Genomic DNA, 23,245 nt, shown 5'->3' with positions numbered 1-23,245 from the left:
GCAAAAGCACACTGCACTTTTACGCGCTGATATGCTATGATAGAAAAAGATGTTTTTTGAAAGAAGGAGAGTTTTTCCATGAGAAATTATATTGCCCGCCGGTTCCAGACCGCGCAGGACAGCGTAATGGCCAGCGCCGCCGCCGAGAAGGGCGCTTACAGCGACCTGATCGACCTGAGCATCGGCGACACCGATTTCACCACCGATGAACGGATCATCCGTGCCGCCATGGAGGATGCCCTGGCCGGTCACACCCACTACACCTCGCCTCAGGGCGACCCGGAGCTGATCGACGAGATCCGTACTTATTATAAAACTGCCCACAACATGGAGCTTTCGCGGCAGCAGGTGTTCATTTCCGCCTCCAGCTGCTTCGGCATGGAGCTGGCGCTCATGAGCATTCTGGATCCGGGCGACGAGGTGATTCTCTTTGCTCCCTACTTCTCCCCCTATAAAGAGCAGGTGGAGCTGACCGGCGGCGTTGCCGTGGAGGTTCCCTGCCTGGAGGAGGAGGGCTTCGCCATCAACGCCCAGCGGCTGCGGGCAGCCATTACCCCCCGCACCAAAGCCATGATCGTGAACAACCCCTGCAACCCCACCGGCGCGGCCTACGACATGCAGACCTATCAGACGCTGGCACAGGTGGCCGAGGAATTCGATCTGGTGGTGATTCTGGACGAAATTTACACCGATTACATGTTTGATGTGCCCTTCCGGCCCTTCCGTGGTCTGCCCGGCATGGCGCAGCGCAGCATCACCCTGAACAGCTTTTCCAAGAACTATATCATGACCGGCTGGCGCGTGGGCTCCATCATCGCCGAGCCTGCGGTGATCGATACCATCAAGCGCATCAACGAGAACATGGTCTACTCCGCCCCCTCGGTGTCCCAGCGGGCAGCCATCCATGCGCTGCGGCTGCGCGGCGAGGTCGGCGATCGATACACCGGCGAATACCGCCGCCGGGTGTTCTACACCGCCGAACGCATCAACGCCATTCCGAAGCTCTCGGTGCGCAAGCCCCAGGGCACCTTCTACCTGTTCATGAACATCAGGGAAACCGGGCTGGACTCCATCGCCTTCTGCCAGAAGTGCGTGAAGGAAGCCCATGTGGCCATGGTGCCCGGCGTGGCCTTCGGCGCTGCCGGCGAGGGTTATGTGCGCATCGCCTGCACCACCAGCGAGGAAAAGCTGGCCGAGGCCTTCGACCGCATCGCGGCCCTGAAATTCTGAGCCGGGCCGTTCAGTACAGCGGCAGGCCGCCGGTGAACTCGTCGGCCTTTTCCGCCGCCAGCGGCTCCAGTGCCAGGCAGGTGTAGGTGGGCTCGCCGTGGAATTCGGTCATGCCCGCATCCTGAATCAGGGCGCTGATCACCCCGGCGTCCTGCGCTTTCCGGTGCAGCTGCAGCAGCTCCTCCTCGGAATCCACATACACACAGATCTTGGCCACTCCCCTGTCGAACCACTCGCTCAGGGGGGTGGCCTCCTGTTTGCTCTCAGCCAGGCCCACCCAGCCGTCGGTCACCTGAATCTGCCCCAGACGGCCCTCCTTCTGCAGCGCCATCAGGGTGGCGGTAACGCAGGCATGGCCCGCCTGGGCGGCAATTTTGCCCTTGCGCATCTTCAGATCCCGGCGCATCACAATCATCTGTTTGGATGAATACATTCTGGTTCCTCCTTGCAAAAACCGGGCGAAAAAGATCCCGGCGATTCCCTGCTATTATACCAGCCGCCGGCCATGGCCGCAACGGCGCTTTGCCACTTTGCTCAAATAGCACTGCAGCATCTTGCGCCAATCCCCGCTCCGGTGGTATGATAGAATAGAAAATTTATTGTCACGCCTTTCCCGCGGTCCTTTCGGGTGCGCTTTCTGCACCCGCGGGCCGCTTTTTGTGCGCGATGTGAAAGCGAAGTGGCTATGAAATGACAAACGACCAGAACCTTCTTACCGTGGGCAGCGTTCCCAAAAAGATGCTGCTGTTCGCGGTGCCAATCTTCTTCAGCAACCTGTTTCAGCAGCTCTACAACGCGGTGGACTCGCTGATCGTGGGCAACTTCATCGGCGAACAGGCGCTGGCGGCGGTGGGCTCCTCCTCCAGCCTGATCATGCTGATGATCGGCTTCATCAATGGCGTGTCGCTGGGTGCGGGCGTGCTGGTGGCCCGGCTTTACGGTGCGCAGGATCACAAAACCCTGAAGCAGGCGGTGCACACCACCGTGGCGCTGGGTTTGTGCGCCGGCGTGCTGCTTTCGATTCTGGGCATCATCTTCACGCCCCAGATTCTGCGCTGGATGGGTACCCCGTCGGATGTGCTGCCCCAGTCGATTCTGTATTTCCGGGTTTATTTCATGGGCTCGCTGTCGGTGGTCATGTACAACATGGGCGCCAGCATTCTGCAATCGGTGGGCAACAGCCGCAGCCCCATGAAATACCTGATCATCGCCTCCCTCACCAATGTGGTGCTGGACCTGGTATTTGTGGCCGGAATGGGCCGCGGGGTAGAAAGCGCCGCACTGGCCACCATCATCAGCCAGACCCTCTGCGCCTTCCTTGCCTTCCGCAAGCTGACCGTGGTGCAGGCGCCTTACCGCATCATCTGGAAAGAGGTGGGTTTCCGGGCGGACATGCTGCGGCAGGTGCTTACCCTGGGCATTCCCTCCGGCGTGCAGAACTCGGTGATCTCGCTGGCAAATGTGATCGTGCAATCCAACATCAACGCCTTCGGCTCCGCCGCCATGGCAGGCTGCGCCGCTTACAGCCGGGTGGAGGGCTTCGCCTTCCTGCCGGTGACCTGCTTTGCGCTGGCCCTTTCCACCTTCGTGAGCCAGAACATCGGCGCGGGCCGTTACGTTCGGGTGCGGCAGGGCATGCGCTTCGGTTTGATCTGCAGCCCGCTGCTGGCCGAGTGCATCGGCCTGTTCATCTTCACCTTCTCGCCCCAGCTGATCGGCGCCTTCAACAATGAGCCTCAGGTGGTGGCCTACGGCGTGGCGGACGCCCATACCGTGGCGCTGTTTTACTGTCTGCTGGCCTTCTCCCACTGCTGCGCGGGCATTCTGCGGGGAATGGGTCGGCCCATTATCCCCATGACCATCATGCTGAGCATCTGGTGCGTGCTGCGCATCTGCTACATTACCATTGCGGTGCGCCTGATTCCGGACATCCACATGGTCTACTGGGCCTATCCCATCACCTGGATCATCAGCTCGCTGCTGTTCGCTCTGTGCCTGACCCGGCTGCGCTTCCCGCCCATGACGGTTCAGCCGGAAAAAGAGGAAAGCCGGGTATTGTAATTTGTGAAAACATCCTTTACCATAAAAAGGGGCCGCCGCGGCGGCCCTGCAACTGTGCTTCCTATTGTTAAAGGAGGGGTTTATTTTGGCAAGTGAAGATTACAAAAAGGCCCAAAAAATGGGTCAGCGCAGCTTCCGCGCCTGTGTTTCCAAGGGGCAGTATCCCTATCTGCAGGTGCTGGATGACATTCTGGAAAACACCGAGCTGGACAGCACCCAGCCTCTGGGTGTGGTGAACATCCCTCTGGACGCCATTGTGGGCACCAAGACCGAGGGCCGCAAAACAGCCTTCGCCCGCAATTTCATGCCTCTTCTGGGCGATCGCACCGAATTTGCGGTGAAGTGGAGCGCCCTGTGTGAATCCCAGATGGAGGAGGGAATCCGCGACCCCATTGAAGCGGTGGAATTTCTGAACCGCTTTTATGTGGTGGAGGGCAACAAGCGCGTCTCGGTAATGAAATATTTCGGCGCGGGCAGCATTCCCGGCAATGTGACCCGCTATATCCCCAAGCGCAACGGCTCCAAGGAAGTGAACATCTATTACGAATTTCTGGACTTCTACAAGCTGACCCAGATCAACCTGCTCTGGTTCACCGAAGAAGGCCGCTTTGCCAAGTTCGTGGCAGCCGTGGGCAAGGCCCCCGGCGAGCGCTGGAGCGATGACGACAAGAGCATGCTCACCTCGATGTACTATCGGTTCCGCTCGGTGTTCGTGCAGCGGGGCGGCGACCGGCTGCCCATCACCCCCGCCGACGGTCTGCTGGCCGTGATGGGCGTTTATCCCTACCGGCAGCTGTGCGGCATGAGCATGCCCGAGCTGCAGCAGGCGGTGGAGCGCGCCTGGAGCGAGGTGCTGGTGCTCACCCGGCCGGATGCAGTGGAGCTTTCCATGGAGCCGGCATTCCCCCAGAACACCGGCCTGTTCTCCCGGCTGCACAACCCCATCGCCTTCCAGGCGCCCAGCCTGAAGGTGGGCTTTGTGTACGAAAAAAGCGCCGATACCTCCGCCTGGACCTATGCCCACGATTTTGGCCGCGGCGAGCTGGAGGAACACTTCGGCGGCCGGGTGACCACCCTGTGCTACGACAATGTGCAGCCGGATGTGAACGGCGACGAGATTCTGGAAAAGGCCGTGGCCGATGGCTGCGACGTGATTTTCACCACCACGCCCAAGCTGATCGGCGCCAGCCTGAAGGCTTCTCTGGCTCACCCGGAAGTGAAGATCATCAACTGCTCGCTGAACATGTCTCACCCGTCCATCCGCACCTACTACGGGCGTATTCATGAGGCAAAGTTCCTGCTGGGCGCCATTGCCGGTGCTCTGGCGGACGACAACAAGATCGGCTATGTGGCAACCTATCCCACCTATGGCATGATTGCTGCCATCAACGCCTTCGCACTGGGCGCGCAGATGACCAATCCCCGGGCTCAGGTGTATCTGGAGTGGACCTCGGAGAAGGGCGCAGATATTCCCGCCCGCTTTGCCAAGAACGGCGTGACCCTGATTTCGGATCTGGACAACCGTGCGCCCCAGCAGCCCCCCTGGAAATTCGGCCTTTACCGGCTGGAGGGAGACCACTTCTGCAACTACGCCATGCCCTTCTGGAACTGGGGTGAATTCTACGTGCGCATTGTGCAGTCCATCATGAACGGCGGCTGGTCTGCCGGAAACAGCGGTGAACGGGCCCTGAACTACTGGTGGGGCATGGATGCCGGTGTGATCGACGTGCTGTGCTCCCGCACGCTGCCCGTGGAGACCCAGCGGCTGGTAAATCTGCTGCGTCAGGCAGTGTGCAGCCGGGACTTTGACCCCTTCGCAGGCGTATTGTATGCCCAGGACGGCCGGGTTGTGATGCCCGCCGACCACAGCCGCCTCACCGCGGAACAGGTCATCACCATGGACTGGCTGGCCAGCAATGTGATCGGCCGCATCCCCCGCTTTGACGAGCTGATCGACGAGGCCAAACCTCTGGTTTCGCTGATCGGTGTGCATAAGGACGAAACAACCACCAAGATCCTGTAACACCGGGATCCGGCGAGGAGAGAAGTCAAACATGAGAATTTTGCTGCTGGCAGACGAAGAATCCAAGGCCCTGTGGGATTTTTTCAGCCCGGACAAGATCCGCGGCTATGACCTGATCATCTCCTGCGGGGATCTGAATCCTCACTATCTGACCCTGCTGGCCACCTTTACCTCGGCTCCGCTGCTGTATGTGCACGGCAACCACGACACCCGCTATCTGCACGATCCGCCGGAGGGCTGCATCTGCATCGAGGACGATATTTTTGAATACCGTGGAATTCGCATTCTGGGGCTGGGCGGTTCGCTGCGCTACAAGGAAGGGCCCTTCCAGTACACCGAAAAGCAGATGGCAAGCCGCATCCGTCGGCTGCGCCGCAAGCTGAAAAGCCACAATGGCTTCGACATTCTGGTGACCCACGCCCCGGCCCGGAGCCTGAACGATGGGGAGGATCTGCCCCACCGGGGCTTCGACTGCTTCAACCAGCTGCTGGAGGAGTACTCCCCCAGTTACTTTGTGCACGGGCATGTGCACATGAGCTATAACGCAAACCTTCCCCGCTGCTGCCGCAAGGGCGACACCACCGTGGTGAATGCCTATGAAAAATATGTAATCGAGGTGGAACCGGATCCGAATCGGCCGGTGCGCCCTGAATGGTGGCAGTTCTGGAAATGGCTGCCTGCCCGCAGCCGGGTACAACCGTAAAACAAAACTCCGCCCCCAGCGCCTGTTGCAGGCAATGGGGGCGGAGTTTTTTCATTGTTTATCACAGCGGCTCCGCTCAGCGGCGGGCGCGAACCCGCACCGGACGCAGCCAGCGGGGGACAAAAGGCAGTTGTTCCAGCCAGGCCAGCACCTGTACCGAGGGGCCGAGCCGAACCAGGGCCTGCTGTAAGAACGATTGGATCATCATGGTGCTCTCCTTTTTCATTGGTCTTTGTGGAAAATCGCCGGGGCGTTTTTCCTATGTATATGGTAGCAAATCCTGCCGCCGGTTGCGGTAACTTTATCACCGAACGGCGGTGGATCTGTAACCGTGTCTATACTATACCAGTCGAATTTGAACAGAATATGAGCACACTGCGAAAGATCCGCGAAAAGAGCAGGTCAGCGGCTTTTGCGTGACAATACCGCCAGCACCAGCACGCAGAACAGCACCACCCCGCCCAACGCCCAGGGCAGCCAGGAGTACTTTTCCATGGTTCGGGCCAGCGAGCTCTGCCCCAGTACCGGTGCGGTGGGCTGAGCTTCGCCCGGCTGACTTGTCTGTGCCGGGCTCTGCGTCTCCCCTGTTTCCTGCGGCGTCTCCTCTGCCGCGCCGGTTACCTTTGCTCCATCCAGCATTTCCGCCAGCGTATCGGCGGTGAGACTGCACACCGCATTCAGCGGCGCGTTCAGGGAATCCACCACCACAAAGTTCCGCTCCTCGTCCAGCGTCATCTGCTTCTGGCTGAGCAAAAGCAGCTGTACGCCGGAATCCGAGAAGAATTTATCCTTCACCTGCTGACGGAAAGCCTGCTGATCGCCGGTGTCGACCTCGCCAAACTGAGCCAGCACAAACCGGCGGGCCCGCTCCCCGGTACTGATGGAACGGTAATATTCCCGGATCGACTCGGCCAGATCGCTGTCCTGCGTCAACGTGCTGCCGATGTTCACACCATCCAGATCTGCCAGCCAGTCGCTTTTGGGCAGCAGGCTGGCATTCTCGTCCTCACAGGCAAAATAGGGCTTCAGCTGCTGGATACAGCTTTCCTCATCCATGCCGGAGCCCTGGACGCTGCCGGCCAGCTGGATGCAGTCGCCGCCCCAGGTGCATACCACCGGCAGCCGCTTCCAGGTGGCCCCGATGCCCGCCATCAGATGCACAAAATCCACCGGTTCGCCGGTGGCGGGGATCTCCACATTTTCCCGCGTTTGCAGCTGCGCCAGCTCCGGGGCCTGCTGCTCCACGAAGCCGGCAAACTCTTCACTGGGCTCCCCCAGAATCATATCCCAGGTGGTGTCGGCATAGCGCTGAGCGCGGATGTAGTTGATGGTAAGCGTCAGCGGCTCCGTCTCCGTCTGCTGACCGGCGGCGTATTCCTCTGCCAGCTGCTGCAGCCGGGCTGTCTGCTCCAACGCATCCTCCAGCGCAGTGGTCTCTGCCGCCCGGGCGCCCGGTGCCAGCAACAGGCAACCGCACAGCATCGTGCCCACCAGCGCCCACAGGCTCTTTTTCATACGTTTGTTCATGCTTTCTCCTTTACCCCTTGTTTTTCGTGTGGTTCGTGCCCTATTATACCGGATGCGGTTCGCAATGCAATGGAAATTTTGTAAAAAAGTGCCACCGCGCCTTTTGATTGGGCAGAAAAATGCCGCGTGCATGCCGGCACCGGCACACGCGCGGTATTTTTCAGAAGAAGTTACTGACCAAACACCGCCAGATAATCCTTCTTGAATTTCTCAATGCCCTGATCGGTGAGAGGATGCTTCGTCATCTGCAAAATCACCTTGTAGGGCACGGTGGCAATGTCCGCCCCGGCCAGCGCGCAGTCGGTCACATGGATGGGATTGCGCACGCTGGCGGCGATAATCTGGCAGTTGATGTCCGGATAATTGTCGAACATCTGGCAGATCATGCGAATCAGATCAATGCCGGGCTGGCTGATATCATCCAGCCGCCCCAGGAAAGGCGACACATAGGTGGCCCCCGCCCGGGCGGCCAGCAGCGCCTGATTGGCAGTGAAAATCAGGGTGCAGTTGGTTTTGATGCCCTCAGCGCTCAGGGTTTTGATGGCCTTCAAGCCCTCCGGGGTCATGGGGATCTTCACCACCATGTTGGGGTGCATGGCCGCAATGGCCCGCCCTTCGGCGATCATACCCTCGGCATCCTCGGTGGTGGCCTTCACCTCGCCGGAGATGGGGCCGTCCACAATGGAGGCGATCTCCTTCAGTGTCTCGGCATAGTCCCGGCCCTCCTTGGCAATCAGGCTGGGATTGGTGGTCACACCGGCGATCACACCCATTTCGTTTGCCTTGCGGATCTCGTCCACATTGGCAGTGTCCAGAAAGAATTTCATGGTACTTGTCTCCTTTCAGCCGTTTTGATCTTGTTTTGCCAGATAACCTCCCGCATTTTGCACGCCACACCCATGCGGCACACAGAAACAGCGGAAGAATATTCCAATCAAACCGTTCCCCGCGGGCTTATTTCGTTTCCTGCACGCCGCAAACAGGCCGCCCCAGGGCAAAGCCGGTGAAATCCACCGCGCCGCAGCCACGGAACACAAAGTAGAGCGGCCGCACCCCCGGGCGAGGATGAATGACAGCCGGGCGCAGAAGGGATTTGTCGGCGGGAACCGGAATCACCGCCAGAGGCTCGTCCCCGTTTTCCCGGTGGGAAACCAGCATCACACCCCGACCACTACCCCGCAGCCGCAGACCGATGCGCCGGGGCTGGCCGGTGAATGCAAAGGAAGAGAAGCCCGCCGCGCTGCCGCTGCGCAGATTGGCAATATACTGCGCCGGCTGTTGCTGGCGGTCGCTGCCCGCCTGGGTGAAGTAAGGGTGCGCAGCCAGCCGGAGCCGGGGCAGACGGATGTCGTACCGGGCCGTGCCCTGCCCGCTGCGCAGATAACAGGCAATGCAGGCCGGCACCCGGCCCAGATCCGGCAGCGGTTTGCCCCGCAGGCCGGTGCTGCTGACCGGCGCCTGCAAGAAGCCGCCGTCCGGGCTGCGCCGCAGCGGCTCGGCGCAGGCCTGCCGGGAGTAGGAATGCCGGTTGGTCTGCCGGTGATAGAACACATACCACTGCCCCCGGATGCAGGCAATGCTGCCATGGGTATTGCCCAGGTAATTGACGGCATCCGCTTCCTTCGGGCGGCCGGGCAGAAACACATCGCCGATGTCCACCAGCGTGCCGCCAAAAACAAAGGGGCCGAAGGGGTGGTCCGCCATGGCGCAGCACAGCTCGTGATTGTGCTCGGAGGAATACACAAAGCAGTAACGGCCATCCACCTTGCGGATGGAACTGGCCTCAAAAAAAGCGTGGTTTTCAAAAGCGCCGGGCCGCCCCTTTCGCGGAAACAGCAGATGGGGGCCCTGCCGGATGGTGCGCATGTCCGGCTCCAGCTCCACCGCCACGCCGCCGGGATTTTCCAACTGCCGGAACCCGGTGACCGGGGCGGGAATGCGGGTGGCAAAGCCGGAATACAGATACACCCGGCCGTCGTCGTCCACCAGAACGCCCGGGTCAAAGGGGAAGGGTTCCCCGGCCCGCTCGCCCCAGAGGTGGCCGTCCGGAAAGGCCACATGGCCGTAAAACTCAAACCGGCCCGCCGGCTCATCACACACTGCCACTCCGATACGGCCCATAAAATCAAAGGCATAATACAGGTAATAGCGCCCATCCGGCCCCTGCACCACGTCCGGCGCATACAGGCAGCGCCGCCCGCCGGGGTTCATGGGGTCCTGTTCCTTGCGGTAAATAACACCCTCAAAACGCCAGTCGGTCAGATCCTCTTCCGGGGCGGACCAGCACACATAATCGTTCATGCAGAACAGCGGCCCGCCAAAGCGGTCGTGGGAACCGTATAGATATACCCGGCCGCCGAACACACGGGGTTCGCCGTCCGGCACATATTCCCAGCTGGGCAGATAGGGGTTGCATCCGTTTGTTTTCATTTGCGTTTCTCCCTTGGCTGCAATCAGAATTCCCGGGGCAGCTCCAGCAGCTCAAACTGCTTTTTCTGGCAGCGCAGAACTCCCTGCCGCTGCAGCTTGCTCAGCTCGGTGCACATGGCGCTGCGGTCCACCGAAAGGTAATCCGCCAGCTCCTGTCGGTCATAGGGGATGGAAAAACTGGCGCTGCCCGCCCGCTGTGCCTCGCCGGACAGGTAGGACAGCAGCTTTTCCCGGGTGGTTTTCTGGGCCATGTGCTCCACCTTCTGGGTAAGCATCAGGTTGCGCCCCGCCAGCACCCGGGTCAGATTGCGGATCATGCGGGTATGAAAATCACAGGCGGTGGTACAGCTCTGGAAAAGGCTCACCACGTCCAGAAACATCACCCGGGCAGTGGTGGCTGCCACCACGCTCACCGCCAGATTTTCGCTGCCCAGGCAGGCGTAGGACTCGGCAAACAGCTGCCCCGGCCCGGAGGGGCCCAGAATTACCCGGTTGCCCCAGAAATCCTCCTTGATGATATGGGCGGTGCCCTCCAGCACGATGCCCATCCGGCGGGTGGGCTCGCCCCGGTGCAGAATGAACTCCCCCTTCTGGTAGGTGTTCACCGCCGCGTGCAGGCAGCCCAGCAGAACCTGAATCTGCTCCGGCTCAATGCCCTCAAACAGCTGCGACGACTGCAAAACCTGAATGTCGTTCATGGCGTCTCCTTTTGTTGGTTTTCCAACCATTTCTTTTCCTTGATTGTACCCGCCGAATCCACGTCTGTCAATCGCAGAAGGGGCGGGTCAGCGCCGGGGGATCGTCCGCTCCTGTTCCGGCAGGGCTTCGTCCGGATATTCCCGGGCACGCTGGCAGCACTGCCGGTAGTATTCCGCCGGGGTCACCCCAAATTCCTGCTTGAAGCTGCGCAGCATGGAGCTGTAGCCGGAAAAGCCACACTGGGTCCAGATCGCCGCCAGCGGCACCCCGTTGCACAGCAGCTCCCGGCAGCGACCCAGCCGGGCCTTTACAATATACTGGTGCAGCGTCTGGCCGGTGCGCTGCTTGAACTGGCGGGCCAGATGCTCCGGGCTCACATAGAAATGCGCCGCCAGATCCTTTAAGCGCAGCGGCTCGGCCAGATGGGCATTGATGTAGGCAAACACCTCGTCCACCACCAGACGCTTGCGCCCCACCAGCGCGGTTTTGCGCTCCTCTGTTACGCAGCAGCGCAGCACGCCGGCTACCAGAAGCTCCACAAGGCCCCGGCGATATACCCCGCCTGCCAGCGCATCCGGCTGGGCCAGCTCCTGGCGCAAAAGGGAATACAGCCGCCGCAGCAGCGTGGCGTTCTGGGTGTTCAGCCGTACCACCGCACACTGGAAGGGCACCACCGAAAAGCAGGCCTCCAGATCACACCCCGGGCAGGAGATCTGCCGCAGCAGTTCCGGCTGCAGGCGCAGCTGCCACAGCTCCAGCCCCTGCTCCTGTGCCCGCGCCTTCGCGGTGGCTCCCGGGCGAAGCAGGCCGATGGTATCCGGCCCCAGGGCGGCGCCGCCCCGGGCCCACTCCAGCCGGCCGCTGCCTCCGTTGATCAGAACCACCAGCTCGCAGCCCCGGGCATCCAGCTCTCTTTCCCTTCCCGGCTCCAGTGTCCACTGTTCCAGCCGATAGTTCTCATCCATGGAAATTCCTCCCAGTTTTTCTCCAAATCATTTTATTTATTTTATCAAAAACGCGCTGTTTCATCAAGTTTTGCGCAATTCACATCAAGAAACGAGATATATTTTTAACAACCTTCGGGCTTATAATGACCTTAGAAAGCGGGCCAGACGCCCGCGCTGCTGCTTTTTGAGATCGGAAAGGAGATCTATATCATGGAACTGCTCACCCCCATCAAGGTTGGCAACATCACCCTGAAAAACCGCATCATGTTCCCCCCGCTGACCACCGGCTATGAAGGCCGGGACGGCAGCATCACCGAACAGAGCAAGGCTTTCTACACCCGCCTGGCCAAAGGCGGCGTTTCCTACATTGTGCTGGGCGACGTGAGCCCCGTGGCCTCCTTCTCCCCCACTCCCCGCCTGTTCCACGACGGCCAGATCGCCGGCTTCAAGGATCTGGCGGACAGCGTACACGCCTACGGTGCCAAGATCGGCGTGCAGATCTTCCACCCGGAATACGACGTGAACGCCCTGATCGAGCTGTTCCAGAAAAAGGACATGATGGGCGTACGCCAGAAGATGCACCACGACATGGAGCACTATGTGACCGACGTGACCGAAGAGCAGCTGATGGACATCATCCAGAAGATGTGCGACTGCGCCGTTCGTGCCCAGAAGGCCGGCATTGATTTCGTTCAGGTACACGGCGACCGTCTGGTGGGCTGTCTGTGCAGCCCCCTGATGAACCGCCGCACCGACAAATTCGGCGGCAGCTTCGAGAACCGCACCCGCTTTGCGGTGATGCTGGTGAAGGCCCTGCGTCAGGCGGTTCCCGGCATGGGCATCGACTACAAGTTCTCGGTCATCACCCCCGAGCGCGGCAAGGGCGGTATCCCTCTGGCCGAGGCCGTGGACTTCGCCAAACTGCTGGAGGAAGCCGGCGTGGACATGCTGCATGTGGCCCAGGCCAACCACACCGGTAACATGGCCGACACCATTCCTCCCATGGGCGTGCAGCCCTACGGCTTCTTTGTGGACATTGCCGGCCAGGTGAAGCAGGCCGTGAAGGTGCCCGTAAGCTGCGTGGGCCGCATCATTGACCCCGAGATGGCCGAGCGCGCACTGGACAGCGGCAAGGCCGACATCGTGGCTCTGGGCCGTCCCCTGCTGTGCGACCCTGACTGGGTGGTCAAGCTGGAAGCCGGCAAGGGCTGCGACATCCGCCGCTGCATCTCCTGCAACAAAGGCTGCACCGATAACATCCAGAACCGCAGCTTCCTGTCCTGCGTGCTGAACGCCGAAAACGGCTACGAGCTGACCCGCTCCATCACCCCCGCCCAGACCAAAAAGAAGGTTGCCGTGATCGGCGGCGGCGTGGCCGGCATGGAGGCCGCCCGTGTGGCTGCCGCCAAGGGCCATGAGGTGGTGCTGTTCGAGAAGAGCGCCCAGCTGGGCGGCCAGCTGAACATTGCCTGCGTACCTCCCCGCAAGGAGGAGATGCGCCGCGCCACCGCCAACCTGGTGCATCAGGTCACCAGCGCCGGTGTAACCCTGCGCATGGGCAAGGCCGTCACCGCCGAGGACGTGCTGGCCGAGAAGCCGGACGCCGTGATTCTGGCCGTGGGCGCTTCCAGCTTTGCCCCCGCCATCCCCGGCAAGGAAAATTCCAACGTATGCGACGCCTGGCAGGTGCTGGCCGGTGCCCAGCAGGTTTACGGCAAGGTTGCCGTGATCGGCGGCGGCATGGTTGGCTGCGAGACCGCTGAATATCTGGCCGAGCGCGGCTGCAAGGTAAGCGTTGTGGAGATGATGGACAAGATCGCCAATGGCGAGAGCAACACCATCCTGCCCACCCTGATGGAGAACTACGCCCGCTATGGCGTGGAGCAGTATGTGAACCACAAGGTCAGCCAGATTGCGCTGGATCACATTCTGTGCGAGGATAAGGACGGCAACACCGTGACCATTCCCTGCGACTATGTGGTTCTGGCCGTGGGCGCCCGCCCCGTGGCCTTTGACGCCGAGCCCCTGAAGGCTGCCGGCATCCCCGTAATTGCCGTGGGCGACTGCGGCGAGCGTGCTGCGGACATTTCCAACGCCATCCGCACCGCCTACGACGCTGCCAACAGCCTGTGATTCCATTTTCCGGATTAAAAAAGGAGATTTCTGTATCATTATGAAAAAACTTGCCATTGCACTGCTCACTCTGACTCTGGTATTCAACCTCTGCGCCTGCGGCCAGAGCAGCAGCTCCGCTGCAACCACCGCCTCCACTTCCGCCAGCACTGCCTCCAGCGAAGCCGCTTCCAGTGAAGCCGCTTCCGCCCCGGCTGCTTCCAGCGAGGCTGCCAGCGAAACTGCCGTTTCCGCTGACGCCGCCGCCACCGCCAGCGCCACCACCGGCCTGTACACCAACCTGGACCAGGCCGCCCTGCTGGAGGCCATTGGCCAGTTCAAGGGCCTGTGCAATGTGTCCACCGTGAATGCGGACGGCACCCCCAACATTGCCATCTTCGTGCCCGGTGTGGCCGACGACAGCCACATCTTCTTCAACTGGGCCGACAACGCCACCAGGGCCAACGTGCTGCGGGAAAAGGCCGCCATCATGAGCTACGACATCGCCGACCCCACCGCCGAGGAGAAGGCCGGTCGCCACTCCGGCGCTGTGGTCAAGCTGGAGCTGGAGGAGGACGCCGAGGTTCTGGCTCAGCTGCAGGAGGCCAATGAATCTGTGAGCGAGGCCAGCGTTGTGCTTAAGATTGTTGAGGTTCTGCCGGTGGGCTGATCTCCTTTTTTGCACCATTCTATCATGCCGTGCCCCTGTTTTTCAGGGGTGCGGCATTTTTTATGGACTTTTGTTGAATTTTCTGTTATACTGGGTATTGATGCGGAAGCCCGCCGGCAAAACGCTTGCCCAATGCCGGCCCACAGGCCGCGCCTTGCCTTTTGCCATGCGCCGCCCGGCTTGCCGCCTTTTCTTTTTTGATCCCCTTGCGGAGGTATCTTTGATATGGCAGAAACCTATAAACAATCCTTTAAGCAGCACTATACAGATAATGTGGAGCTTTCCATTTTTAACTGTGGGCTGCAGTCCTGCGCGCCTTCCCACGCCTGGGGGCCCGGTGTGCGGGATCATTATCTGATCCATCTGGTGGTGAGCGGCCACGGCCAGTACACGGTGAACGGGCGCAGCTTCACGCTGGGCCCGGGCGATCTGTTTCTGGTGAAGCCCAACCAGCTGGTGAGCTACTGCGCCGACGCCAACGACCCCTGGGAATATTACTGGGTGGGGTTCAACGGCGCTTTCGCCAACAAGCTGGTGCAGCAGACCCCCTTTACCGACCAGTCGCCGGTGTATCACTGCGGGGAAGCGGAACCCTTGAAGCAGGCCCTGCGTTCCATCTACGACTGCCGCGGCCCGGAATCCCATCACGAAGCGGCCATGGTGGGGCATCTGTATCTGTTTTTGTCCAGCCTGATGAAGCAGGCCCACGAATGCGATCCCCGGGTGAGCAACACCAGCTCCCAGTATGTGCACGGAGCCATCAAGTACATCCAGTTCAACTATTCCCACGACATCAGCATCGACGACATTGCCAAGGCGGTGGGCGTAAGCCGCAGCCATCTGTACCGGGTGTTCATGAGCAATGTGGGCCAGAGCCCCATCGACTATCTGACCAACTACCGCATCGGCGAGGCCTGCAACCTGCTGCGGGATTCCAAACTCTCCATTGCGGAGATCGCCGTGTCCGTGGGTTTTTTTGATCAGTTCTATTTCTCCCGGGTCTTTAAAAAGACCAAGGGCGTGCCCCCCAGCCGCTATCTGAGCAGCATCGAAAAAACCTGACCCCTTTCTGGAGAACTGCCAATGAAACGAATCGCGCTTATTCTTGCCAAGCTGTTTGCCGTCTGTGCGGCTCTGGGCCTGTGCGCCGTGCTGTATCTGTTCAGCGTGGGCTATTTCGACCCCCAGCCCACCATCGGCTATCTGCACTCGCCCAAGGAGCTTCCTTATGTGGATCTGGACGCACTGGAGGATTATTTTTCGGAAAACGGCGTCCGCTTTTTGCTGGCCGATGAATCCGCCGACTACGAACCCGCCGCCCGGGAGCTGATCGAACAGGGCGCGCAGGTTTTGATTGTAAGTGAGGACGAGGACATTCTGGATCCGGCGCTGCTGCGCCTTGCCCGCAGCCATGGCATTCCGCTGGTTGTGGTGGGCCGCAGCCCTCAGGTGCAGGAGATGGAGGACTACGACAAGCTGTGGTATGTGGGCAGCAGCCCGGCACTGGGCGGCGAGCTGCTGGGCGAAGAGATGGCCATGGGCTTCCGCAGCGGTGCCATTCCGGACGCAAACGGGGATCTGGTGCTGCAATACAGCCTGTATCTGAGCGACATCGGCCCCTATCATCAGGCGCTGAGCTACTATGCTCTGCAGGAATGCGAGCATTACGGGGTATATTCCAACCTGCTGGAATACCTGGACGAGAACGACGATCCCCTGCCCTTTACCGCCGAGGGGCTGGCAGGCCAGCAAAAGCCGGAGCTGTTTTTGTGCACCACCGCCGACGACGCACGTTTTCTGCATGATCTGGCCGGGCAACTGGGCTGGCTGGACGGGGATGCACCGGTGCGCATCGCCGCCGTAGCCGAAAACCCGGAGCTGGCGCAGGCGCTGGTGGACGAGGGAATCGCCATCGCCGCCTCCTACTATGACATTGACGAAATTACCCGGGTAGCAGGCCAGCTGGCCCTGAACTCTCTGGACAAGGAGTTTGCAGGCCAGGGTCTGGAACTGCAGCCCGATGAATCCGGCCGGTTCTTCATTCCCTTCGGCCTGGTCACCACCCTTGAAGAAGACCAATAAAAAGGAGCGTTTTTGTGCCCATTCACAAGAATTCCATCATCCCTTTGACCATCGAAAGCCTTTCCAGCGATGGCAGCGGTGTGGCCCATTACGAGGGCAAGGCGGTGTTCGTGCCCGCCACCGCCCCCGGCGATGTGCTGAACGCCCGTATCGTAAAGGACATGGGCCGGTATGCCTTTGGCATCGTGGAAGAAATGCTGCAGCCCTCCCCCGCCCACATCGAGCCGGACTGCCCGGTGTGCAAGCCCTGCGGCGGCTGCTGCTTCCGCCATCTGGACTACGAAACCGAGGCCCGGGCAAAGCAGAGCTTTGTGGAGGATGCCTTCCGGCGCATCGGCGGGCTGGATACTCCGGTGCTGCCCATTCTGCCCTCGCCGCTGGAGGAGCGATACCGCAACAAGGTGCAGTTCCCGGTGGGGCTGGATGCGAACGGTCATGTGATCGCCGGCTTTTACGCGGGCCGCACCCACCGTATTGTGCCCTGTGCCGACTGCAAGCTACAGCCGGAGGAACTGAATCAGATTGCCGCCTTTGTGTGCGAATTCATGGAGACCCATGGCATCGCCCCCTATCAGGAGGAAACGCACACCGGCCTTGTGCGCCACATCTTTTTGCGCAAGGGCTGGCACAGCGGCGAGATTCTGGTCTGCCTTGTGGTCAACGGCCGCAAGCTGCCCCACGCGCAGGAGCTGTGCGCGGCACTGACCAAACAGTTCCCCGCCATCCGCAGCATCGTGCTGAACGTGAACCGGCAGAAAACCAACGTGATCACCGGGCTGGAGAACATTTCCCTGTACGGGCCCGGATACATTGAGGATCCCCTGTGCGGCGTACCGGTACGGCTGGGGCCGCTGTCCTTCTATCAGGTGAACACCCCTGCTGCCGAGCAGCTGTACGGCGTGGCCCGGCAGTTCGCCCAGCTGCAGCCCGGCGACACCCTGCTGGATCTTTACTGCGGCATGGGCACCATCGGCCTTTCCATGGCGGCAGACTGCAGGGAGCTGATCGGCGTGGAGATCATTCCCGAAGCGGTGGAGAGCGCCGAGCTCAACGCCGCGGCCATGGGCGCACAGAATGCCCGGTTCTTCTGCGCCGATGCGGGCAAGGCTGCCGCGAAGCTGGCAAGCGAGGGCCTGCGGCCGGATGTGGTCTGCCTGGATCCACCCCGCAAGGGCTGTGATGAGGCGACCCTGAACGCGGTGATTACCATGGGGCCCCGGCGCATCGTGATGGTGAGCTGCAACCCGGCCACCGCCGCCCGGGACTGCCGGTATCTGGCCGACCGGGGCTACAAACCCCTGCGGGCCCAGCCCGCGGATCTTTTCCCCCGCACCAAACACTGTGAATGTGTGATCGAGCTGGTAAAGCAGGCGGACTGAACCGCCTGTGCACCGGCCACACTTCTGATAAAAGAATAAAACGAGCGAGGTTTTTATGCTTTCTGTAAATGACGTGAGCCTGCAGTTTCAGGGCAACTACCTGTATAAGAACGTGAACCTGAATTTTGTGCCGGGCAACTGCTACGGTATCATCGGCGCCAACGGCGCCGGCAAGTCCACCCTGCTGAAGATCATCTCCGGTGTGATCGAGCCCACCAGCGGCAGCATTTCCATCGGCCCGGACGACCGGATGAGCGTGCTGGAGCAGGACCACTACAAGTACGACGAGTTCTCGGTGATGGAGACCGTCATCATGGGCAACCGCCGCCTGTACGACATCATGAAGGAAAAGGACGAGCTGTATGCCAAGGAGGATTTCTCCGAGGCGGACGGCGAGCGCGCCGGTGAGCTGGAGGCGGAATTTGCCGAGATGGGCGGCTGGGATGCCGAGACCGAGGTCAACCAGCTGCTCAGCGGCCTGGGCCTGCCCACCGACCTGCACTACGCCCAGATGGACGCGCTGGACGGCCGCCAGAAGGTGAAGGTGCTGCTGGCACAGGCTCTGTTCGGCCAGCCCTCCATCATCCTGCTGGACGAGCCCACCAACGGCCTGGACATTGAATCCATCGACTGGCTGGAAGAATTCCTGATGGACTACTACGGCACCATCATCGTGGTCAGCCACGACCGCCACTTCCTGAACGCCGTGTGCACCCACACCGTGGACATCGACTACAACAAGGTGCAGATGTACGCCGGCAACTACGACTTCTGGTACGAGTCCAGCCAGCTGATGCAGCAGCTGATCCGCAACCAGAACAAGAAAAAGGAAGAGAAGATCAAGGAGCTGCAGTCCTTCATCCAGCGGTTCTCCGCCAACAAGTCCAAGTCCAAGCAGGCCACCAGCCGCAAAAAGATTCTGGACTCCATCCAGCTGGAGGAGATGCCCGCTTCCTCCCGCCGATATCCCTTCGTGGGCTTTGACCCGGAGCGGGAGGCCGGCAAGGACATCCTGTTCGTGCAGGGCCTGACCAAGACTGTGGACGGCGTGAAGGTGCTGGACAACGTGACCTTCACCATGAACAAGAACGACAAGATCGCTCTGGTGGGCGACAACGAGGTGGGCATGACCACCCTGTTCAAGATCCTGATGGGCGAGATGGAGCCGGACGCCGGCAGCTTCAAGTGGGGTGTTTCCACCAGCCAGAGCTACTTCCCGCAGGACAACTCCGCCTTCTTCGACGGCTTTGAGGGCAACCTGATCGAGTGGCTGCGCCAGTACAGCCCGGACCCCACCGAGACCTTCCTGCGCGGTTTCCTGGGCCGGATGCTCTTCTCCGGCGACGAGGTTTACAAGCCCGCGTCGGTGCTGAGCGGCGGCGAGAAGGTGCGCTGCATGCTCTCCCGCATGATGATGGCCCACTCCAACGTTCTGGTACTGGACCAGCCCACCAACCATCTGGATCTGGAAAGCATTCAGGCGCTGTCCAACGGTCTGGCCTCCTTCAAGGGCAATCTGCTCTTCTCCTCCCATGACCATCAGTTCATCGACGAGATTGCCAACCGGATCATCGAGATTCCCCTGGGTCAGGAGGGCTGCCTGGACCGCACCGGCAGCTTCGAGGAATTCCTGGCCTGGAAGAAGGAGCGGGGCCTGTAAGCCGGGTTCTCTGCCCTTCCTCATTCCATAAAAAAACACGAAAAAGCGGCACCCGCCTCCGGAATTTCCGGGGACGGGTGCTGCTTTTATTGGAGGTTGGAATGGCTGTTAACGTTGTTTGCGGGGCATCGTCCAGGCATTGTGGTCGGTGTGGAGCAGCCGATGGGCCCGATGGCTCATGGGCTCGCCCAGATACTCGGCATACAGCCGCTGTACATCCGGGTTCTCGTGAGAGAAGCGCAGGGCGGCGCTGCTGTCCAGCGCGTAGAGATTCTTACCCCGTTCAAAGGCAAGCTCTTCGCCGTCGTGGATGGGCTGGCCGCCGCCGCCCACACAACCGCCGGGGCAGGCCATGACTTCCACAAAGTCGTAGGCCACTTCGCCCTTTTCGATCTGCTCCAGCAGGCGGCGGGTGTTGCCCAGACCGCTTACCACGGCAGTGCGCACCACGGCGTCGCCCAGATGGAACTCGGCGGTGGTCACGCCGGTGCCCTGACCCTGACTGCGCACCTGCTTGAAGGCATCTGCGGGCGGGTTCTCGCCCATCACCACATAGTAGGCGGTACGCAGGGCGGCTTCCATTACGCCGCCGGTGGCGCCGAAGATCACGCCCGCGCCGCTGCCGGCCTGCATCAGATCGTCGCAGGGGCGGTCGACCAGCGTATCTGGCCGGATGTGCGCCGAACGCATCATGCGCACCAGCTCACGGGTGGTGAGCACTGCGTCCACATCGTGGCCCGCGTACTCGCCGTCGAACAGTTCCATGTTCCGCTCGCCCTTCTTGGCCACGCAGGGCATGATGGACAGGGTGTAGATGTCCTCCGGGGAGCGGCCGATGGCCTGTGCAAAGTAGGATTTCATCACTGCGCCGAACATCTGCTGGGGGCTCTTCGCGGTAGACAGCTGCGGCACCAGATGGGGATACTGGGACTTGATGAACCGAATCCAGCCCGGGCAGCAGGAGGTGAACGTGGGCTTTTCTTTTGTTTCGCCGCGGGTGAAGCGGCCCAGGAACTCGGTGCCCTCTTCCATGATGGTCAGGTCGGCGGAGAAGGTGGTGTCGAACACATAGTCCACACCCATCCGCTTGAGGCTGTCCATGATCTTACCCACGGTGGCTTCTTCCCGGGCAAGGCCCAGCTGCTCGCCCCAGGCAGCGCGAACCGCGGGGGCAACCTGTGCCACCACGACCTTTTTCGGGTCGGCGATGGCCTGCCAGACCTGCTCCGTGTCATCCCGCTCGTGCAGCGCGCCCACCGGGCAGTGGGTGATGCACTGGCCGCACAGCGAGCAGTCCGCTTCGCCGATGGTGCGGTGGCCGGTAACGTTAATGGTGGAACGGGAACCGGTGCCCTCCAGATCCCAGATGTTCAGGCTCTGAACCTTATCGCAGATCTGCACGCAGCGCATGCACTTGATGCACTTGGCAGAATCCCGGATCAGGGGGAAATTCTGATCCCAGGGCTGGCGTTCCAGCCGCTCCTCAAAGGGCAGCTCGTGAATGTTCAGATCGCTGGCAATGTTCTGCAGCGCGCAGTTGCCGTTGCGGAAGCAGGTGGCGCACTTGCAGTCATGCTGGGAGAGGATCAGCTGCACGGTGTTGCGCCGGTCGCGCCGCACCTTGGGGCTGTTGGTGTAGATGACCATGCCCTCTTCCACCACGTTGTTGCAGGCGGTAATCAGCCGCTCCTTGCCTTCCAGCTCCACCACGCATACGCGGCAGGCTGCGATCTCGTTGATTTCCTTCAAAAAGCACAGCTTGGGGATTGCAATGTTATTCTGCGCGGCCGCCTCCATGATGGTCGTGCCCTTGGGCGCGCGGATGGCCAGCCCGTCAATCGTCAGGTTTACCATACCTTTTCTCTTCCTCCTTTGAACAGGCCGAAGCCGAAGTGATCGCATCGCAGGCAGCGCCCGGCCTCCTGGCAGGCTTCCTTGTCGGTCATGCAGTTTTCCACGCCCTCAAAATCGCGGATGCGCTCGCAGGCCTGACGCTCGGTCAGCTCCACACGACCACAGGGGCTCTTGTCCGCCAGATCGGGCTCGGGAATCTCCACATCACAGGTAATCTTGTGGTTGTAGCCCAGGTATTCGTCGATGTTGGCCGCCACAACCTTGGCCGCCGCAATGGCCTTGATCACGGTGGCGGGGCCGGTGGCGCAGTCGCCGCCGGCAAATACGCCGGGAATATCGGAGAAGCCACCGGAATTTTCGGTGAGGATCTTGCCCCGTTCCACCGGCAGGCCGGCTTCCTGGAAGTGTTTGGTCTCGATGCTCTGACCCACCGCAACAATCAGGGTGGTGCAGGGAATAAACTGCTCCTCTTCCCCACTGGCCTTCACGCTGGCACGGCCGTCGCGGATGGCGCTGATCATCTGAGGAGTGGTCCACAGGCCCTTCACATGGCCGTTTTCGTCGGTTTCGATGCGGGCGGGTGCCTGCAGAGTGCGGATTTCCACACCTTCGGCCATGGCGCCCTCAATCTCGGCAGGCAGGGCGGTCATATCCGCCACACGGCGGCGGTAGACGATGCTCACCTTCTTTGCGCCCAGGCGCACGGCGGTGCGCACAGCATCCATGGACACGTTGCCGCCGCCCACAACGGCCACTTCCTGACCGTTCAGATCCATGGGCTCGCCCTGGCCCACGGTGCGCAGGAACTCCACCGCAGAGACAACGCCGGGGGCGTCCTCGTGCTCCATGCCCAGCTTCTTGTCGGTGCTGGCGCCGATGCTTACCAGCACGGCATCGTAGTTTTTGCGCAGCTCTTCAATGGTGATATCCCGGCCGATCCGCTTGCCGTATTCCACCTGTACTCCGGTTTCCAGAATGGCCTGGATGTCGTCGTCCAGCCGGTCCTTGGGCAGGCGATAGTTGGGAATGCCGTAGCGCAGCATGCCGCCCAGCTGGGGCAGCATCTCGAACACGGTGACCTGATGGCCCATCAGCTGCAGATAGTAGGCAGCGGACAGACCGCCGGGGCCGCCGCCCACAACCGCCACGGTCTTGCCGGTGGAGGGGGCGTTCTTCGGCGGGGGCACATGACCCGCCCGGTCGGCCGCGACCCGCTTCAGGCCGCGGATGTTGATGGCATCGTCCACCATGTTGCGGCGGCAGCGGGCTTCGCAGGGGTGCTCGCAGATAAAGCCACAGGTGGTGGGGAACGGGTTATCTTTCCGGATCAGGCGGATTGCATCCGCATGGCGGCCTTCCCGCACCAGCGCGATGTAGCCGGGAATATCCACATGGGCCGGGCACAGGGTGACACAGGGCACCGGCTGGCTGTAAGTACAGGTACAACGCCCCACCCGGATGTGCTGCTCGTAGTCGTCGCGGCAGCCGATCAGGCTCTGATAGACCATGCGGGCTGCCTCATGGCCGATGGCACAGTCGGCGGATTCCATGATGGAAAGGGCCGTATTCTCCATCAGGGTCAGGGTTTCCATGGTGGCCTTGCCGTTCAGCACATCCGTAATCAGATGCTTCAGCTGCAGCAGGCCGATGCGGCAGGGTGCACATTTGCCGCAGGTTTGCGCGTGGCACAGCTCCAGGAACGCACGGGTGATATCCACCGGGCAAAGCCCCGGAGGGCTGGCCTCAATACGGCGTTCCAATTCCTTGTACAACTGTTCGATCACCAATTGCGACCTGCTAGGGGTCGGCATTTCCAATCTGCTCATACCATCCTCCGCAAAAGTAATACTTTTATTTTCTGGTTTGAT

19 protein-coding genes are annotated in these 23,245 nt (G+C 61.0%); 10 read left to right on the top strand and 9 right to left on the bottom strand.

Features of this window, described 5'->3' with window-relative positions; all coding sequences use genetic code 11:
- Positions 1-78: 78 nt before the first annotated feature.
- Entirely contained in the window at positions 79-1,230 is a 1,152-nt protein-coding gene (locus ACESYO_RS07025; RefSeq protein ID WP_373209660.1) for an aminotransferase class I/II-fold pyridoxal phosphate-dependent enzyme, read from the top strand.
- A 10-nt stretch (positions 1,231-1,240) separates the two neighbouring features.
- On the opposite strand, the gene pth2 is transcribed toward ACESYO_RS07025, so the two are convergent.
- Positions 1,241-1,663: an aminoacyl-tRNA hydrolase gene (pth2, locus tag ACESYO_RS07020; RefSeq protein ID WP_187120502.1), complete on the bottom strand. Its 423-nt coding sequence runs from the start codon at positions 1,661-1,663 to the stop codon at positions 1,241-1,243.
- Between the two features lie 257 nt (positions 1,664-1,920).
- Here pth2 and ACESYO_RS07015 point away from each other — a divergent pair, with 257 nt between their 5' ends.
- The 3 genes from ACESYO_RS07015 (at position 1,921) to ACESYO_RS07005 (ending at position 6,017) form a co-directional block, all read left to right on the top strand.
- Entirely contained in the window at positions 1,921-3,291 is a 1,371-nt protein-coding gene (locus tag ACESYO_RS07015) for an MATE family efflux transporter (protein WP_373209661.1), read from the top strand.
- Positions 3,292-3,376: 85 nt separating this feature from the next.
- Positions 3,377-5,314, top strand: a complete 1,938-nt coding sequence (locus ACESYO_RS07010; protein WP_283128830.1) for a BMP family ABC transporter substrate-binding protein — start codon at positions 3,377-3,379, stop codon at positions 5,312-5,314.
- A 31-nt stretch (positions 5,315-5,345) separates the two neighbouring features.
- On the top strand, positions 5,346-6,017 hold the full coding sequence (locus tag ACESYO_RS07005) for a metallophosphoesterase family protein (protein ID WP_058965228.1): 672 nt from the start codon (positions 5,346-5,348) through the stop codon (positions 6,015-6,017).
- 76 nt (positions 6,018-6,093) lie between these two features.
- On the opposite strand, the gene ACESYO_RS07000 is transcribed toward ACESYO_RS07005, so the two are convergent.
- The 6 genes from ACESYO_RS07000 to ACESYO_RS06975 all read right to left on the bottom strand — a co-directional run bounded on the left by ACESYO_RS07000 (position 6,094) and on the right by ACESYO_RS06975 (position 11,638).
- Positions 6,094-6,225, bottom strand: coding sequence for a hypothetical protein (locus ACESYO_RS07000; protein ID WP_276870350.1), 132 nt, complete (start codon positions 6,223-6,225; stop codon positions 6,094-6,096).
- A 194-nt stretch (positions 6,226-6,419) separates the two neighbouring features.
- Positions 6,420-7,544, bottom strand: a complete 1,125-nt coding sequence (locus tag ACESYO_RS06995) for a hypothetical protein (RefSeq protein ID WP_373209662.1) — start codon at positions 7,542-7,544, stop codon at positions 6,420-6,422.
- A 170-nt stretch (positions 7,545-7,714) separates the two neighbouring features.
- Positions 7,715-8,371 carry a fructose-6-phosphate aldolase gene (gene fsa, locus ACESYO_RS06990; protein ID WP_058965230.1) on the bottom strand — a complete coding sequence of 219 codons (657 nt, stop codon included), beginning with the start codon at positions 8,369-8,371 and terminating at the stop codon, positions 7,715-7,717.
- 127 nt (positions 8,372-8,498) lie between these two features.
- A complete protein-coding gene (locus tag ACESYO_RS06985) occupies positions 8,499-9,974 on the bottom strand; it encodes a family 43 glycosylhydrolase (protein WP_373209663.1) in 1,476 nt (491 codons plus the stop codon).
- A gap of 23 nt (positions 9,975-9,997) precedes the next feature.
- Positions 9,998-10,672, bottom strand: coding sequence for a Crp/Fnr family transcriptional regulator (locus tag ACESYO_RS06980; RefSeq protein ID WP_346672421.1), 675 nt, complete (start codon positions 10,670-10,672; stop codon positions 9,998-10,000).
- Between the two features lie 87 nt (positions 10,673-10,759).
- Complete coding sequence (locus tag ACESYO_RS06975; protein WP_058965233.1) at positions 10,760-11,638, bottom strand: helix-turn-helix domain-containing protein; 879 nt, start codon at positions 11,636-11,638, stop codon at positions 10,760-10,762.
- A 192-nt stretch (positions 11,639-11,830) separates the two neighbouring features.
- Between ACESYO_RS06975 and bilR the strand changes: the two genes are divergently transcribed.
- The 6 genes from bilR (at position 11,831) to ACESYO_RS06945 (ending at position 19,523) form a co-directional block, all read left to right on the top strand.
- Positions 11,831-13,753 (top strand): bilirubin reductase, long form, encoded by a 1,923-nt coding sequence (bilR, locus tag ACESYO_RS06970; protein ID WP_058965234.1) that lies wholly within the window; start codon positions 11,831-11,833, stop codon positions 13,751-13,753.
- Positions 13,754-13,793: 40 nt separating this feature from the next.
- Entirely contained in the window at positions 13,794-14,402 is a 609-nt protein-coding gene (locus ACESYO_RS06965; RefSeq protein ID WP_373209664.1) for a hypothetical protein, read from the top strand.
- A 225-nt stretch (positions 14,403-14,627) separates the two neighbouring features.
- The gene (locus ACESYO_RS06960) at positions 14,628-15,464 is read left to right on the top strand and encodes an AraC family transcriptional regulator (RefSeq protein WP_370827584.1); all 837 of its coding nucleotides are present in this window, start codon (positions 14,628-14,630) and stop codon (positions 15,462-15,464) included.
- A 21-nt stretch (positions 15,465-15,485) separates the two neighbouring features.
- The gene (locus tag ACESYO_RS06955; protein ID WP_373209666.1) at positions 15,486-16,484 is read left to right on the top strand and encodes a type 1 periplasmic-binding domain-containing protein; all 999 of its coding nucleotides are present in this window, start codon (positions 15,486-15,488) and stop codon (positions 16,482-16,484) included.
- Positions 16,485-16,498: 14 nt separating this feature from the next.
- Positions 16,499-17,863, top strand: coding sequence for a 23S rRNA (uracil(1939)-C(5))-methyltransferase RlmD (gene rlmD, locus ACESYO_RS06950; RefSeq protein ID WP_373209667.1), 1,365 nt, complete (start codon positions 16,499-16,501; stop codon positions 17,861-17,863).
- Between the two features lie 55 nt (positions 17,864-17,918).
- Complete coding sequence (locus tag ACESYO_RS06945; protein ID WP_373209668.1) at positions 17,919-19,523, top strand: ABC-F family ATP-binding cassette domain-containing protein; 1,605 nt, start codon at positions 17,919-17,921, stop codon at positions 19,521-19,523.
- 108 nt (positions 19,524-19,631) lie between these two features.
- Here the strand turns inward: ACESYO_RS06945 and ACESYO_RS06940 are convergent, their stop codons facing one another.
- On the bottom strand, positions 19,632-21,377 hold the full coding sequence (locus tag ACESYO_RS06940) for a [FeFe] hydrogenase, group A (RefSeq protein WP_373209669.1): 1,746 nt from the start codon (positions 21,375-21,377) through the stop codon (positions 19,632-19,634).
- On the bottom strand, positions 21,371-23,203 hold the full coding sequence (locus ACESYO_RS06935; RefSeq protein ID WP_132587415.1) for an NAD(P)-binding protein: 1,833 nt from the start codon (positions 23,201-23,203) through the stop codon (positions 21,371-21,373). The genes ACESYO_RS06940 and ACESYO_RS06935 overlap by 7 nt, the downstream gene beginning before the upstream one ends.
- Positions 23,204-23,245 lie beyond the last annotated feature (42 nt).

The sequence above is a fragment of the Allofournierella massiliensis genome (assembly GCF_964241245.1).
GTDB lineage: Bacteria > Bacillota > Clostridia > Oscillospirales > Ruminococcaceae > Allofournierella > Allofournierella massiliensis.
Note: the sequence above shows the minus strand (reverse complement) of the source record. Positions and strands in the feature narration are given on the sequence as shown.

Excerpts from the sequence above, each read along its gene's own strand:
- ACESYO_RS07025 (WP_373209660.1), top strand. The coding sequence starts at position 79 with ATGAGAAATTATATTGCCCGCCGGTTCCAGACCGCGCAGGACAGCGTA.
- pth2 (WP_187120502.1), bottom strand. The coding sequence starts at position 1,663 with ATGTATTCATCCAAACAGATGATTGTGATGCGCCGGGATCTGAAGATG.
- ACESYO_RS07015 (WP_373209661.1), top strand. The coding sequence starts at position 1,921 with ATGACAAACGACCAGAACCTTCTTACCGTGGGCAGCGTTCCCAAAAAG.
- ACESYO_RS07005 (WP_058965228.1), top strand. The coding sequence starts at position 5,346 with ATGAGAATTTTGCTGCTGGCAGACGAAGAATCCAAGGCCCTGTGGGAT.
- ACESYO_RS07000 (WP_276870350.1), bottom strand. The coding sequence starts at position 6,225 with ATGATGATCCAATCGTTCTTACAGCAGGCCCTGGTTCGGCTCGGCCCC.
- ACESYO_RS06995 (WP_373209662.1), bottom strand. The coding sequence starts at position 7,544 with ATGAACAAACGTATGAAAAAGAGCCTGTGGGCGCTGGTGGGCACGATG.
- fsa (WP_058965230.1), bottom strand. The coding sequence starts at position 8,371 with ATGAAATTCTTTCTGGACACTGCCAATGTGGACGAGATCCGCAAGGCA.
- ACESYO_RS06985 (WP_373209663.1), bottom strand. The coding sequence starts at position 9,974 with ATGAAAACAAACGGATGCAACCCCTATCTGCCCAGCTGGGAATATGTG.
- ACESYO_RS06980 (WP_346672421.1), bottom strand. The coding sequence starts at position 10,672 with ATGAACGACATTCAGGTTTTGCAGTCGTCGCAGCTGTTTGAGGGCATT.
- ACESYO_RS06975 (WP_058965233.1), bottom strand. The coding sequence starts at position 11,638 with ATGGATGAGAACTATCGGCTGGAACAGTGGACACTGGAGCCGGGAAGG.
- bilR (WP_058965234.1), top strand. The coding sequence starts at position 11,831 with ATGGAACTGCTCACCCCCATCAAGGTTGGCAACATCACCCTGAAAAAC.
- ACESYO_RS06965 (WP_373209664.1), top strand. The coding sequence starts at position 13,794 with ATGAAAAAACTTGCCATTGCACTGCTCACTCTGACTCTGGTATTCAAC.
- ACESYO_RS06960 (WP_370827584.1), top strand. The coding sequence starts at position 14,628 with ATGGCAGAAACCTATAAACAATCCTTTAAGCAGCACTATACAGATAAT.
- ACESYO_RS06955 (WP_373209666.1), top strand. The coding sequence starts at position 15,486 with ATGAAACGAATCGCGCTTATTCTTGCCAAGCTGTTTGCCGTCTGTGCG.
- ACESYO_RS06945 (WP_373209668.1), top strand. The coding sequence starts at position 17,919 with ATGCTTTCTGTAAATGACGTGAGCCTGCAGTTTCAGGGCAACTACCTG.
- ACESYO_RS06940 (WP_373209669.1), bottom strand. The coding sequence starts at position 21,377 with ATGGTAAACCTGACGATTGACGGGCTGGCCATCCGCGCGCCCAAGGGC.
- ACESYO_RS06935 (WP_132587415.1), bottom strand. The coding sequence starts at position 23,203 with ATGAGCAGATTGGAAATGCCGACCCCTAGCAGGTCGCAATTGGTGATC.